The 13,072-nt window shown below is 34.8% G+C and carries 17 protein-coding genes; 14 read left to right on the top strand and 3 right to left on the bottom strand.

Features of this window, described 5'->3' with window-relative positions; translation table 11 throughout:
* Positions 1-116: 116 nt before the first annotated feature.
* Together ACTQ1L_RS14260 and ACTQ1L_RS14265 are read left to right on the top strand one after the other, a co-directional pair.
* Positions 117-290, top strand: a complete 174-nt coding sequence (locus ACTQ1L_RS14260) for a hypothetical protein (protein WP_055164819.1) — start codon at positions 117-119, stop codon at positions 288-290.
* A 74-nt stretch (positions 291-364) separates the two neighbouring features.
* Entirely contained in the window at positions 365-748 is a 384-nt protein-coding gene (locus ACTQ1L_RS14265; RefSeq protein WP_441367857.1) for a DUF3783 domain-containing protein, read from the top strand.
* 53 nt (positions 749-801) lie between these two features.
* Here ACTQ1L_RS14265 and ACTQ1L_RS14270 read toward each other — a convergent pair whose 3' ends face one another.
* The 3 genes from ACTQ1L_RS14270 to ACTQ1L_RS14280 form a co-directional block, all read right to left on the bottom strand.
* On the bottom strand, positions 802-2,100 hold the full coding sequence (locus tag ACTQ1L_RS14270; RefSeq protein ID WP_441367858.1) for a GHKL domain-containing protein: 1,299 nt from the start codon (positions 2,098-2,100) through the stop codon (positions 802-804).
* A gap of 6 nt (positions 2,101-2,106) precedes the next feature.
* Complete coding sequence (locus ACTQ1L_RS14275; protein WP_441367859.1) at positions 2,107-2,814, bottom strand: LytR/AlgR family response regulator transcription factor; 708 nt, start codon at positions 2,812-2,814, stop codon at positions 2,107-2,109.
* Between the two features lie 94 nt (positions 2,815-2,908).
* Positions 2,909-3,235 (bottom strand): helix-turn-helix domain-containing protein, encoded by a 327-nt coding sequence (locus ACTQ1L_RS14280; protein ID WP_138303690.1) that lies wholly within the window; start codon positions 3,233-3,235, stop codon positions 2,909-2,911.
* Between the two features lie 289 nt (positions 3,236-3,524).
* Between ACTQ1L_RS14280 and ACTQ1L_RS14285 the strand changes: the two genes are divergently transcribed.
* The 12 genes from ACTQ1L_RS14285 to ACTQ1L_RS14340 all read left to right on the top strand — a co-directional run bounded on the left by ACTQ1L_RS14285 (position 3,525) and on the right by ACTQ1L_RS14340 (position 13,072).
* Complete coding sequence (locus ACTQ1L_RS14285; RefSeq protein WP_138303692.1) at positions 3,525-3,674, top strand: cyclic lactone autoinducer peptide; 150 nt, start codon at positions 3,525-3,527, stop codon at positions 3,672-3,674.
* A complete protein-coding gene (locus ACTQ1L_RS14290) occupies positions 3,674-4,258 on the top strand; it encodes an accessory gene regulator ArgB-like protein (protein ID WP_015517352.1) in 585 nt (194 codons plus the stop codon). The genes ACTQ1L_RS14285 and ACTQ1L_RS14290 overlap by 1 nt, the downstream gene beginning before the upstream one ends.
* A 103-nt stretch (positions 4,259-4,361) precedes the next feature.
* Complete coding sequence (locus tag ACTQ1L_RS14295; protein WP_015517353.1) at positions 4,362-4,769, top strand: hypothetical protein; 408 nt, start codon at positions 4,362-4,364, stop codon at positions 4,767-4,769.
* A 135-nt stretch (positions 4,770-4,904) separates the two neighbouring features.
* Positions 4,905-6,059: a hypothetical protein gene (locus ACTQ1L_RS14300; protein ID WP_012743269.1), complete on the top strand. Its 1,155-nt coding sequence runs from the start codon at positions 4,905-4,907 to the stop codon at positions 6,057-6,059.
* Entirely contained in the window at positions 6,056-6,832 is a 777-nt protein-coding gene (locus ACTQ1L_RS14305) for a hypothetical protein (protein ID WP_012743268.1), read from the top strand. Before ACTQ1L_RS14300 ends, ACTQ1L_RS14305 begins: the two co-directional genes overlap by 4 nt.
* Positions 6,819-7,673 (top strand): hypothetical protein, encoded by an 855-nt coding sequence (locus ACTQ1L_RS14310; RefSeq protein ID WP_012743267.1) that lies wholly within the window; start codon positions 6,819-6,821, stop codon positions 7,671-7,673. The genes ACTQ1L_RS14305 and ACTQ1L_RS14310 overlap by 14 nt, the downstream gene beginning before the upstream one ends.
* A 2-nt stretch (positions 7,674-7,675) precedes the next feature.
* A complete protein-coding gene (locus ACTQ1L_RS14315; RefSeq protein ID WP_012743266.1) occupies positions 7,676-8,320 on the top strand; it encodes an ATP-binding cassette domain-containing protein in 645 nt (214 codons plus the stop codon).
* 15 nt (positions 8,321-8,335) lie between these two features.
* Positions 8,336-8,485 carry a hypothetical protein gene (locus tag ACTQ1L_RS14320; protein ID WP_158563072.1) on the top strand — a complete coding sequence of 50 codons (150 nt, stop codon included), beginning with the start codon at positions 8,336-8,338 and terminating at the stop codon, positions 8,483-8,485.
* Between the two features lie 113 nt (positions 8,486-8,598).
* The gene (locus ACTQ1L_RS14325) at positions 8,599-9,291 is read left to right on the top strand and encodes a response regulator transcription factor (RefSeq protein WP_441367862.1); all 693 of its coding nucleotides are present in this window, start codon (positions 8,599-8,601) and stop codon (positions 9,289-9,291) included.
* Entirely contained in the window at positions 9,292-10,212 is a 921-nt protein-coding gene (locus ACTQ1L_RS14330; RefSeq protein ID WP_441367864.1) for a sensor histidine kinase, read from the top strand.
* A gap of 217 nt (positions 10,213-10,429) precedes the next feature.
* Positions 10,430-11,857, top strand: coding sequence for an IS110 family transposase (locus ACTQ1L_RS14335; RefSeq protein WP_441367865.1), 1,428 nt, complete (start codon positions 10,430-10,432; stop codon positions 11,855-11,857).
* Positions 11,858-12,397: 540 nt separating this feature from the next.
* Positions 12,398-13,072, top strand: a complete 675-nt coding sequence (locus ACTQ1L_RS14340) for an ABC transporter ATP-binding protein (RefSeq protein ID WP_441367866.1) — start codon at positions 12,398-12,400, stop codon at positions 13,070-13,072.

Raw genomic sequence — 13,072 nt, forward strand, 5'->3', positions numbered from 1 at the left:
TCGGTACTCGATACTACGATATTCATCACCCTCGGCTCTGTTTTAGAGGTAATAAAAATACGTCAAAGCCTTGAAAAATCTACATTTTAGGCTTGACAGAATAGGAAGGAAAGCACATGGAAACATGGTATTACGAGGTAGTGTCCATAGACGGAGACTATGCAAATCTAAAGAGATGCGATATTGAATCAGACGATCTGAAGCTTGTGGCAAGGGCACTGCTCCCACCAGAAATCATGGAGGGAAGCAGACTCAAATACGAGCTGATGCAGTATGAGATAATTCAGTAACTATTCAGAACCGCTGAGAACAAAAAACTGATACAGTTACAAACATAATTGTCTTGAATTAGGAGATATTAAGAATGCAGCAGAAATCTACGCAAAAAATACTGCTATTTGGTGTAGCAGCTCAAAAAGTGGAAAAAATAAAAGCCCTGTGCAAAAATCTTGGGATATCGGTGCAACAGGTGGAAAAATCAGATTACGGACAGAAGCTCGGTGCCATAGCCGGAATAACCGGATTCAAAAAGGATGGTTCAAGGTATAGCGGAGCCGATTTCCCGGCGGAGCTTTTGGTCTTTTCAGGTATTAATTCATCACAAATGGATATCTTTCTGGCGGAATATAAGAAGGCGGGGATTGAACCAATCGGATGTAAGGCTGTCGTTACACAGGATAATGTATTTTGGAGTGCCGATAAGCTGTTTCGGGAGATATTCAGAGAGCACTTGTTTATGAGCAGGTAAATGAAAAAAGGCAATCACATAAAAAGTTTGTGATTGCCTAATTTTTTTAGCATTTATTGTTTCAGGGTTATGATTGTATGGAAAGTACCGGAATCATTATCATAATACATTTGCAAATTTCCGTGATATTGTTTCACGACTTTTTTAATACTCTTGATTCCGAAGCCATGTCTGCCCTTATTTGCTTTATGGGATACAGGAAGTCCATCCTGATCATACACAGGGGTGCTTCGGCAGGAATTTATGAGTATGATAATAATAAAAGGTGAATTTTCCTTTTTTTCTACGGTAAGCTCAATAAAAGAATCAGGGATGTTATCTGCTGATTCCAATGCATTATCCAATAAGTTACAGAATAACGATGTCAAATCGTGCTGGTAAATATTTTGAACAGTATCACTTCTGATATCAGTATGAAAAACAATGTGCTTCTCGTTGCATTGTCGCTGATAGCGGCAGAGAATTGCATTCAGCATTTCATTATCGCAGATTTTTGAGGTTTCTTTTAAGTCAGAAGATTCCAAAAGCTGTTGTATATAAGCATTTATTTTATCAGAATCATTTTTTTCATTGAGTAATTTGATAGATTGAAGATGTTTTTTTATATCATGGATCAGAATACTTTGATTTTCACTTTGCGAAAGTATCATTTCATAGTATTGGGCAAAATCCGATTCTTTCTGGAGCAACAACTGCATATCGGTATATTCCTGTGATTTTTTCTGATTATATTGGTAGATGCCGAATACAAGCAGATTGACCATCAGCAGAAAAACAGCACAGATTGTTACCAAAAAATCAACAGGTGGGGCAAAGGCTGATGTTTCACCAATAGCAAGAAAAGTAAATATAATAAAAACAGACGAAACCGGAATTAGCATTAAAAGAAGTCCCGAGCGATCGTACTGTTCATGATTTATATTTTTTCCTTTGAACAGATGAATTAATAAATAGATGACAGCAAAAAATAAAATCTTGCTAAAAACCGTATAAAAAATAATTCCGGCATCTGCTTCTAAGAGAAAATGCGGAAAGAATCTTGACATAATTCCGAAAACTGCAAGTTCAGATATTCCCATAATCGCTGTAAGTATAGCGGAATGGAAGAGTGCCAATAACAACTTGAGCTTAAACAACATATAAAGAAAAATAGTGTTAATCACAAAAAAGCTGATAATATTAAGCCCTGTTTGTCCTAGCAGGGAAATAAGAAACAATATAGCATAAAAAGCACTCAATAGAGCCAGTTTTATTTTATTGCTATAAGAAGAAGTAAAAAGGCTGGAGGCGTATTGCCATAATATAACTGCTTCTGTAAAAAAGCTAAAAAAAAGTAAAATGATATGTTCCATCTATTTTTACCTCATACTTTCCAGATATAGTAGATAAGTATTTTTAAAGGAACTGTACTTCCTGCGTGTCAGGTAGGCGGTAATCTGCTGATTCGATAAATGTATGGTGGAATGATCGAAATCCACAATATGTTCAAAATTAACAATAAAGCTCCTGTGTGTTTGGAAAAAGCTGTTTTTTGGGAGCTGTTCCAGCCAGTAGTCCATATTATGAATGGAGTCAAAATCCTGCCGGGCAGTATGTACAATTACTTTTCGTCCCTGTGCTTCTATGGCAATGATTTGAGAAGCGGGAAACGAATACACCCCCTGTTTAGTTTCAACAGGAATTTTGGTAGTAATGGAATTGTAATATGTTAAGGCATCTTTCATATTTCGGAAAAAACGCTGTTTGTCCAAAGGCTTTGAAAGATAGCGGAATACATGAAAACGCATTGCCTCATCCAAATATTCGGAATAAGAGGTAACAACAAAAATTATGACATTTTTATTTGCTTTTTTTAATTCATTTCCTACGAAAATCCCATTCATACCGGGCATCTCAATATCCAGAAAAACAATATCTTTTTCGTTTTTATCAGCCAATAAAGATTCGCCACTGGTAAAGGAAACTAATTCGGGACATTTTAAATGGTTTGATTCAAAGTAGGATTCAATATATTTCTGTAATTGTTCTATTATCAGAGTATCGTCATCACAAATTAAAATACGCATTTTTGCACCTGGCTTTCTAATGAATGTATATATACATACATCTTATCATATAGAATTTCCAAATGCAAAAAATGCGTATGAAAAGACATTTTAATTACAATTTTGGTTCATTATGTGTTTTGTTATTTCGTTTTACAAGCAGTTCGATAAAGTCTCCGGCAAGTTCTATGTCGGATTGATTACATAACCGTAGTTTATCAATAATATCCTGTGGAATATTATAAGCATGCATGCTGCCGAGCAGAAGGTAGTCTGGTGTAACATTGAGTAGATTACAAATCCGGATGAAAATATCCAGACTTGGTTTTTGCCTTCCGTTTTCGATTGATGACATATGGTTATTGGATATATTTAATTTTTCGGCAAGTTCTGCCTGTTTTATTCGTAATTCTTTTCTGCGTATTTTGATGCGGTTTCCCATACCTTCATATTGAAATTCTATTTATTCCACCTTCTTTCAGTAGAATTTTACCAATAGAACTAAATAAAAAGAAGAATGTAACAAAGAACTATTCTGTTACATATTGAATAAAGTGTAATTTATATATAAATAATTCTGTATCACATATTATTTTACGCGGAAAATAGGAAGATTATTCCAAAATTGAAGAGAATCATTCCGTTCATTCCGTAGGGGTCGTTTATTTGATTAAAGTGGTATATGATTGTTTATGTGAAAATCAATGACAATCTTTAGGAGAGAGGACATTATGAAGAAACGGGTAACTAAATCGGTTGCAAAAGGGATTAAAGCAGCATTAGATGTTGTGTTACAGACGGAAGCCAACACAGCTTCATGTGCGATTATGTATCAGCCAAAAGCACCGAAAGAATTAATGAAATACAGGAGAAACAAGTAATGGAAAAATGCACAGATACAGTAGTTGATTGGATGATCCGGTGTAATGTGATAAATGAAGCAGATAAGGAACTATACAAGTATGCATTACATAGCTTGCTGCTATTGGTATCACCACTTATCCTAGCTGGAGGTATTGGCTTTGGGTTGGGAAGCGTAAAACACGGAGTTGCTCTTATTTTTCCGTTTATGTTTCTGAGAAAATTTAGCGGTGGTTATCATGCAAAAAAATTGCACACTTGTATTATGGGGTCTGGTTTTCTACTGTTTTTGTGCATAATGGTATCAATGCATATGCAATGCGATTGGAAGTTGGCAATAGCTACAGGTATTGCATCTGTGAGCCTGATTGCATTTAGTCCAATAGACAGTGAAAACAGAAGACTTGATACTGACGAGAAAAGGACATATAAAAAAATAACAGTATTTTGTGTGATATTTTTCGGACTGTTAGATATAGTTTTATTCTTGTTAGGAAAGTACATCTATACAATCTGTTTTTCTGTTGGAATATTATTGACAGCAGGTTTACAAGCACCTTACATCGTAAAGAAAATGCGTAAATCGACCAAAAATGGACTGTAAATGTCGTTTGGTGCAATAGGGGTTGAAATCATGGCAAAAATAAAGATAATGAGAGTTGTCATTGGTTTCACAAAAAAAGAAAAAAGGAAAAGAGGTAATAATCATGTTAAAAAAGAAATTAGTTCAGGTAACAGCAGCAGCAATGGCAGCAACCATGTTATTCTCAGTACCGGCAATGGCAAAGAAAAATTTCTTTTCATTTAACGTAAAAACTTCAGTTAATGACGGAGAAGCTTTTTCAGCTGGTAATCCTAAAAATGATGCGGAAAGACAAGCTTACGTTGTAACTCAGGACAGTAACATCATAAGCACAGATGCGTTTTATTATGCCGTATTTAACTATCCGAAAGATACAGCTCGGTATCAGTATGCTTATCATACAAAAATGAGTTCAAGAACTGGCACAGTTCATCCACAGTATTATAAATCAGTTACTGCAGGGCAGACAATGTATTTACAGGCAGATACGGACAAATATATCGTTTGGGCAGATGGATACTGGTTCTCATAATAATGGATTACATGTGCAGCAAAATATCATTTAACAAGCAATCGTACAATAATTATGTAGCATAATTGCATAAACAAGGGGGAAACAAAATTTTTAAATTGGTTTTCCCCTTTAATTGAAAGGAGAAGAGGATTAGTGAAAAAGAAAATAAGAAAAATTGGGATGTTAAGTAGTATAGCATTGATGATATGTTTGGGGGTGACCGGATGTTATCCGGACGGAAAAGTATCATTGGAAGAAAAAAAAGAAACAGATAGTAACCAGATTAATATTGATGAAAATGCTTCGCATATTGAAGGCAAATTGGATGAGGGATTATTTGTGAATGCCCAAACAGACATAAAATCTGATGCGGATTGGCATGATAATAATGTGATTTTAAAAAGCTGGGATGTAGACAAAGTGAGTAATGTTTTTGGAAATGGAAGAAATATTTCTGAAAATAAAACCATGCCTAATATGCATAATGATAATTTGAATGATAATTATATATATTGGGATGACGGAAGTTCGATTGTTATACAGAACGGCAATTTACAATATAATACGAAAACAGAATTAGAGTACTCATATTTAGGATATTTATATGGAACCATGCCATATCTTACAGATGAAACTACAGAAAAATTTCCTGAAACAGAGATTTCAGGTATTGATAAAGAAGCGGCTATTGAACAGGTGAAAAGTATTCTGGATGAAATTGGTGTAGAAGTTTCTAAACCCAGAGTGTATTCTCTGACATATGAGAAGTTGGAAGAAAATACTGATTATTCACAAACTGATCCAAATGGAAATGCACCTCATCAGTGGACAAAGGAAGATGCGGCGTATGCCATAGTCTTTAAAGGCACAATAGATACGCTGCCGATAACGGAAGTTGGATATAGAAGTGGACCGGCTGCAGGAGAAAGGATTGTGGGAATTGTGGGAAAACAAGGACTCATAGCTTTTCATGCACTTAATATATATGAACTCGAAACAGAAAATGAACTTTCAGATGAAATATTGACCACACAAACAGTTTTGGAAAATATCCAACAAAAGTTCAGAAATATTATGATTACTGATAAAGTTGAAATCGAAAAAATTAATTTAGAGTATGTTCCGGTATTAAAAAATGTTGAAAAAGGGGAGTATGAGTTAAAACCTATGTTTGTATGTATGGCAAGGCAAAATATTGAACATTCGACAGATAAGGAAGACAATGGTCTGATAGGAGACAGCAGTATTTTTCCAATAATTTTTGACGCTCAAACCGGAATGGAAATTCAGATAGGAGGTACATATTGATTCTACAACAATTGAAAGCAGATTACAAAAGAATATTCAGTTCACCTAAAATGTATTTATCAATATTAGGAGTTGTGCTTTTGTGTTATATAAGTACAGAAAAATATATACATGGCAGTGTAGATATATATTACATATTGGATATTTTAATTGGGTTGAGCGTTTTCAAAAAATTGATAATTATTTTTTCGGCGCTGCCTTGTGTGACAGGTTTTTATGACGATTGGAAACATCAATATATAAAAAATATAGTCATTCGAACGGGAAGAAGAAATTATATTATATCCAAAATCGTGGTGTGCGTATCAATTTCTTTTCTGGTAGTTTTCTTGGGAATTTTGATTTTCATAGGTCTATTAATTGGTATGGGATTCGATTATAGCGGAATAAACGGAATGGGTTTAGATGAGAATATGCCATATGGCATTTTTCTATATCAAAAGCCATTTTTATATGTATGTTGTATCGTCAGTATTTATGCAGCATCAATGGCAGTTTGGGTAATGAGTGGATTAATGATTTCATCATATATTCCTAATAGTTTTGTTGCAATATGTTCACCGCTCATTTTTAGTTATTTATTAGAAGAGATAACGGGTCTTTTACCGCCATATTTTAATATGTATCTGTTGGCGAAAGCAAGTAATGTATTGGGGAAAAATGCAACGTATAGCTATTTGTATACGATATTCATATTTACAGTACTTATATTAGGCCAGGGTTTGATTTTCGCAAAACGGGTAAAAAGGAGGTTAGGGAATGAAATCAGTTAAAATTTCTTTGATTGTTGCAATACAAAATATTAGAAAATGGAGAACAAATTATCGGATTTGGATATTAGTGATATTAACTATGATATTTGTTCAATGTTATACAAAGGAGATTTCAACAAATGCATTGGCTATGGGGATGAAAAGCTCACCTTGGCTATATCCATTTTTGTATACAGATCGCTATATACGAATCCTTTTTATGTTGCCGTTGATATTTATATATTGTGACGCTCCTTTTATAGATAAGAATCAGATATATATATTAATGAGATGTAAGAGAAAATTATGGAGCATTGGTCAAATTATTTATATTTTTATGACATCAGCAATGTATTTTTCTTTAATAGCAGCTATGACGATTGTGCTAAATATAAGAAACATAGAGTACATGAATGACTGGGGAAAGGTATTAGGTACATTGGCTTTTTCAAATGTTCCGTTGGTAAAAGGGACTGCAGTAACAATAAGTACTTATATTTTAACATATTTTACACCTACTCAAGCGATGTTCTTCACTTGGTTATTATCTGTTTTGTGCGGAGGAATTTTAGGCTTAATTATATATGGGTGCAATGTTATTTCAAAGTCAAAAGTTGTTGGAATAGTAGCTTCAGGATTTTTGGTTATCTTGAGTGCGGCAGTTTCAGGAAATGAAATGGCACAGTGGTTTTCGCCAGTCTCGTGGACAACATTAAATAAATTAGATGTGGGAAAATTGACACAATATCCTACATTTACTTATGTGATGGTTGTTTATATGACAGCGATTATTATTTTAAGTGTATGGATTATAAAAGTAATCGAAAAAAAGGATGTCGGAGTAATGATACGGGAGGTATAAACATGGAGAAGCTGATACAGATAAAGAATCTGACAAAATGTTTTGGAGAGACGAAGGTATTAGATAAGATAAATGTGAATTTCGATAGAGGACATATTTACGGAATCATTGGTAGAAATGGTTCAGGAAAATCTATGTTAATGAAATGTATATGTGGATTGGTTGTACCTACTTCAGGTGAAATAATAATAGATAATAAAAAATTAGGTACAGATATTGATTTGCCGGAAAATTTAGCAGGAATTATAGAAGAACCGGGATTTTTGGAAAACTATAGTGCATATAAGAATTTACAGTTTTTATCTATGATTAAAAATAAAATAGGGAAAGAAGAAATTATACAAACGTTAAAGAGCGTAAGACTTGATCCATACAGTAAATTACATGTTGGTAAATATTCTATGGGAATGAAACAAAGACTGGGAATAGCACAGGCAATTATGGAAAAACCAGAAATTTTAATTTTGGATGAACCAATGAACGGTTTGGATAACGATGGAGTTATGGAAATGAGAAAACTCTTTATTAACTTACGAGAAGAAGGAACAATGATTATAATTGCAAGCCATAATAAAGAAGATATAGAAGTGTTATGTGATGAAGTTTTTGAAATGGAGAAAGGTAAGCTTACACCTGTACAACACTAAGAGAGGACACAGCAAATGAGTGACAGAGGATCCATATCTGGAAACGAGGGAAAAGGAAGACTGCGATCGGAGGAGGGTGCTGAGACCCCTCCTTTTTTCATATATAGAGTGCTGAGATACAAAGGAGGAGCAATGTCAAAACCTTTTTTATCATATATTGTATAATGAATATTTATTGACACTCCTTTTTAGCAGATATATCATAAAGACTAAGAAATTTTGTAAATGAGAAAAGATAATCTTCAAAAACATTTACGCTTTAAGGAGTGATATTATACATGACGATTAAAAATAATAAATTGGTTATGGTCTTAGAAGACGATACAGATTTAGCAGAGGGAATAGAATTATCTTTACAAAGTGATGAACTGAATTTTGTAATATGTGAAACAATAGCAGAAGCAAGAAAAGCCCTTGAGCATTATTCTTTTGATTTGCTTATATTTGACATCAATCTTCCAGACGGTAATGGACTGGAATTTTGTCGAGAATTAAAACGGAAAATACAAATTCCGATTGCTTTACTAACTGCAAAAGGTATGGAAATGGATATAGTTAAAGGGTTAGAAAGCGGTGCTGATGATTATATTACTAAGCCGTTTAGTTTAATGGTTCTTCGAGCCAGAATTAGAATGTTACTTAGGAGAAATACAGCGACAAGTGAACAAGAATATAAAAATTCTGTGTTTCTTTTTCGTTTTGAAACAATGGAATTTTATAAAAATGGGGTACAGATAGAATTGAGTAAAACAGAACAGCGAATTTTGTATTTACTGATTTCAAATCCGAATAGAATCTTAACAAGGGAACGATTGCTTGAATGGGTATGGCCAGAGGGAACAGAGTATGTTGAAGATAATGCTCTTTCGGTTGGAATACGACGATTAAGGGATAAACTTGAGGATGATTCTTCTAATCCGACTTATATAAAAACTGTTTACGGAAAAGGCTATGTATGGGAGAGTATATAAATGGATATTTACATTCTTGTATTTATTGGTATCGTAGGTCTGAATATCATTTTTTTAGGCTTGGTAATTTACTGGTATAGAAATAAGATGTTATCTCAGTATAATAACTTTTTGAATAAAGCCGATGAAATACTCGGCGGAAAACAAATAGATATGATATATGATGAGTCCTTAGATTCGGCTATTTCTGAAAGGCTAAACCGTATTGTTGAAATTTCAAATATGCAAAAAGAAGTTGCTGAGCAGGAACGTAATACTATAAAATCATTACTCTCTAACATTAGTCATCAGATACGAACTCCTCTTGCAAATATTACTTTATATGCAGGATTGTTAAAAGAGGAATTGAATGAATCAACATCATTTCGATTGGCAGATAAAATTGAAAATAATGCTGAAAAATTAGAATTTTTTATGAAAGAATTGATGAAATCTTCGTATGCAGAACAGGAAATTATTTCTGTCAATCCTAAGATAATTGAATTAGACAAGATAATTAAAAAAAGTTGTCAATCGGTAGAATTGGACGCAATGAAGAAAAACATTTGTATTCGTTCTGAAAATAATGATTATAAAGTATTTGCTGACCAGAAATGGACAGAGGAAGTTTTTACGAATATTATTGAAAATGCAATAAAATATTCACCCAATAGTACAGAAATAACGATTAAGTCTATTTTATATGAATCATTTGTATGTGTAAAAATTATAGATAATGGTATAGGCATACCAGAGCAAGAGCAAGGAAAAGTATTTCAAAGATTTTACAGAGGAACAAATGTAACAGATAAGCAAGGCTTTGGAATTGGGTTATATTTGGCTAGAGAAGTTTTAAAAAAACAACAAGGATATATAAAGATAAAATCCAAATTGAATAAAGGAACTACCGTTGAAGTTTTCTTATCCCGTATTGATTTTTAATCAAGACTTTTTTCTCAATCTTTAATTGTGTCAAAGTTGTCACTTTTGAGAAAGATTTGAGAAAGAAGTCTTTGTTATTATTAGTTCAAACAGAGAGAAAGCTTCCTGTATACTTTAAATAGGTCAAGAGATTGACACAGAAAAATACCTCAAGTAAATTTAGATTATTACTGACCTGCCAATTGGTAAAATCTAAAGAATACAAGAGGTATCTAAAATGAATGTTAAAGGCACAAAGAAGAAAAATCAAGTAGTAACAGCAAATATTTTTGAACAGCAGGAGCTTTGGAAAAAAGCGGAGGTGATCAAGGAAAATCTCACAGCTTCAACCTGGCGTGAGTTGGAGACCAATGGTAAGTTTGATAAAAATGAAAAACTCTCCTTTATCAGTGATGACATGCTTATCTTAGGATGCGATGTAGGCAGTGAAACACACTATATGAGAGCAATCGATACCAGAGGAAGGGAACTCAGTAAGTCCGCATTTCCGTTCAGCAATGATTCTGAGGGATTCCAAAGTGCAAAGGAATGGGCAGTAAAAATAGCTGCAGAACATAATAAGAGTCAGATAGTCCTGGGTTTAGAGCCAACCGGTCACTACTGGTTCTGCCTTGCCACATGGATGATTTCAAATGGAATCAGTGTTGTTCAGGTAAACCCTTATGCTGTGAAACAGACAAAGGAGGTTGAAGATAACAGCCAGCTGAAGGATGACAGGAAGGATCCGAAACTGATAGCAAATCTTGTCAAGGATGGCAACTTCGGTATGCCATACCTTCCGGAAAAACTCTATGCGGAGCTTCGCAGGTTATCCATGTTCAGAGATCAGCTGAATGAGGACAGAATCCGGACAATCAACCGGATGCACAGAGAAATGAAAATATATTTCCCGGAGTATAAGGATGCATTGGGAAAAGTCGATGGTACATTCAGTCTGGAACTGCTGAAACAGGCACCATTCCCGGATGATCTGATAGCACTTGGTGAAGATGGAATAAGAAAAATCTGGCATGAAGCTAAGCTCAGAGGACGCGGCTATAGCAGAGCTGGAGAAATCTTACAGTATGCGAAAGCAAGTGTTGGGATTAAGGATGGAGCCATTGCAGGCAAGACAGCTGTAAAGTGGTTTGTACAGAAAGTCCTGGAACTGGATGATGAACTTGCTGTTATAGAGAATCAGATTAACCAGAAATGTCAGGAAATACCGCATGCCTGCAACATTCTGGAGATTTCAGGAATCGGAGAAAACACGCTTTCCGGAATCCTTGCAGAGATGGGAGATATTTCGAGATTTGATGATGTTAAGGAAATACAAAAATTAAGTGGATTAGGTCTTGTAGCATGCAGCTCAGGAAAGCATAAAGGAGAAACCAAAATCAGTCACAGAGGACGCAAACGACTCAGATATTGGTTATTCCAGGCGGCAAAGTCAGCAGTGGCACATGCGGAGGAATTCAAAGAACTCCATATGTACTATACGACGAGAGCCAATAATCCGCTTAAAAAGATGCAGTCATTGATTGTGATAGCCTGCAAGCTTCTGAGGATAATCTACACGATACTGAAGAAAGGCACGGCCTATGATCCGAAGAAGATGTTGATGGACATCAGACGGCCGGAAAAGAAGGAAGCGATTGCAGCATAAGACAATCGACAGCATTATTTATTCCAGAGCCTTGCCGGGTTCCGGATGATTCCGAAATCGGGCAGGGTTCTGGAAAGAAACCCGATAACGATGGAGTGCAACAGGCACTGCATCAGCACAATGACCAGCAGGTAACGAAACAGGGTGATGCGTCCACGGAATATCCGTACCCTGTGGAATGGGCAGGTCAGTAAAATCAAAACACAAACAAGAGCTGTAGCTTGCAGTAGTTTCCTCCGTAGGGCATGACCCTGTTAGAAAGCTTAGCGAGCACTCGGTGTATGAGCAGGTGGGACGAAGGAAGTTGGGACACGATCCCTTTAGACACGGAAGGTTCACCATCATAGTTAACAGAGGATTTATAGCCTTTATAAAGCAAGACAATGGGACGCTTTATAAACTGCACCCTCTTTTGACTGTTCAGTACAAGATACAATGACTGTCATACACTTTTGGCTCTGTTTTACGAGGTAAATATTTAAAGAAAAGCCTGAAAAATCAATGATTTAGGGCTTGACATTATAGGAAGGAAGATGAAGAATGAATATTTTATCAGTTAGAAACTTAAAAAAATATTATAATACGGGAGAGAATACTGTAAAAGCATTGGACGGTATAGATTTAGATATTTGTAAAGGAGAATTTTTAGCTGTTGTGGGGACTTCTGGAAGTGGAAAATCTACTTTGCTACATATGTTTGGTGGCTTGGATAATCCAACTTCTGGAGAAGTTATTATTGACGGAAGAAATATATCGGGATTATCTCGTGATGAGCTAACTGTTTATCGAAGAAGAAAAATAGGTTTTGTATTTCAAAACTATAATCTTTTACCACTTATGAATGTATATGAAAATATTGTGCTTCCTATCAAGCTGGACGGTATAAAACCAGATAATGATTATATTGAAGAAATTCTTAAATTATTAAAATTAGAAGATAAAAAATATTTTATGCCAAATCAATTATCTGGCGGACAACAACAGCGTGTAGCATTAGCAAGAGCTTTGGCAATTAAACCTGCTATTATTCTTGCGGACGAACCAACGGGAAATCTTGATAGCCGAACAAGTCAGGATGTTTTAGGCTTGATAAAAATTTCGAGTCAAAATCTGGCTCAAACGATTGTAATGATTACTCACAATGAAGAGATTGCTCAAATGGCAGATAGAATTATCCGCATAGAAGATGGGAAAATTGTGAAAGGCGGTGAGTAA

Source organism: Agathobacter sp. LCP21S3_B2, assembly GCF_052118705.1.
Taxonomy (GTDB): Bacteria; Bacillota; Clostridia; order Lachnospirales; family Lachnospiraceae; genus Roseburia.

What these genes read in the sequence shown, in the direction of transcription:
- ACTQ1L_RS14260 (WP_055164819.1), top strand. Translation starts at nt 117, where the DNA reads ATGGAAACATGGTATTACGAGGTAGTGTCCATAGACGGAGACTATGCA.
- ACTQ1L_RS14265 (WP_441367857.1), top strand. Translation starts at nt 365, where the DNA reads ATGCAGCAGAAATCTACGCAAAAAATACTGCTATTTGGTGTAGCAGCT.
- ACTQ1L_RS14270 (WP_441367858.1), bottom strand. Translation starts at nt 2,100, where the DNA reads ATGGAACATATCATTTTACTTTTTTTTAGCTTTTTTACAGAAGCAGTT.
- ACTQ1L_RS14275 (WP_441367859.1), bottom strand. Translation starts at nt 2,814, where the DNA reads ATGCGTATTTTAATTTGTGATGACGATACTCTGATAATAGAACAATTA.
- ACTQ1L_RS14280 (WP_138303690.1), bottom strand. Translation starts at nt 3,235, where the DNA reads ATGGGAAACCGCATCAAAATACGCAGAAAAGAATTACGAATAAAACAG.
- ACTQ1L_RS14285 (WP_138303692.1), top strand. Translation starts at nt 3,525, where the DNA reads ATGAAGAAACGGGTAACTAAATCGGTTGCAAAAGGGATTAAAGCAGCA.
- ACTQ1L_RS14290 (WP_015517352.1), top strand. Translation starts at nt 3,674, where the DNA reads ATGGAAAAATGCACAGATACAGTAGTTGATTGGATGATCCGGTGTAAT.
- ACTQ1L_RS14295 (WP_015517353.1), top strand. Translation starts at nt 4,362, where the DNA reads ATGTTAAAAAAGAAATTAGTTCAGGTAACAGCAGCAGCAATGGCAGCA.
- ACTQ1L_RS14310 (WP_012743267.1), top strand. Translation starts at nt 6,819, where the DNA reads ATGAAATCAGTTAAAATTTCTTTGATTGTTGCAATACAAAATATTAGA.
- ACTQ1L_RS14315 (WP_012743266.1), top strand. Translation starts at nt 7,676, where the DNA reads ATGGAGAAGCTGATACAGATAAAGAATCTGACAAAATGTTTTGGAGAG.
- ACTQ1L_RS14320 (WP_158563072.1), top strand. Translation starts at nt 8,336, where the DNA reads ATGAGTGACAGAGGATCCATATCTGGAAACGAGGGAAAAGGAAGACTG.
- ACTQ1L_RS14325 (WP_441367862.1), top strand. Translation starts at nt 8,599, where the DNA reads ATGACGATTAAAAATAATAAATTGGTTATGGTCTTAGAAGACGATACA.
- ACTQ1L_RS14330 (WP_441367864.1), top strand. Translation starts at nt 9,292, where the DNA reads ATGGATATTTACATTCTTGTATTTATTGGTATCGTAGGTCTGAATATC.
- ACTQ1L_RS14335 (WP_441367865.1), top strand. Translation starts at nt 10,430, where the DNA reads ATGAATGTTAAAGGCACAAAGAAGAAAAATCAAGTAGTAACAGCAAAT.
- ACTQ1L_RS14340 (WP_441367866.1), top strand. Translation starts at nt 12,398, where the DNA reads ATGAATATTTTATCAGTTAGAAACTTAAAAAAATATTATAATACGGGA.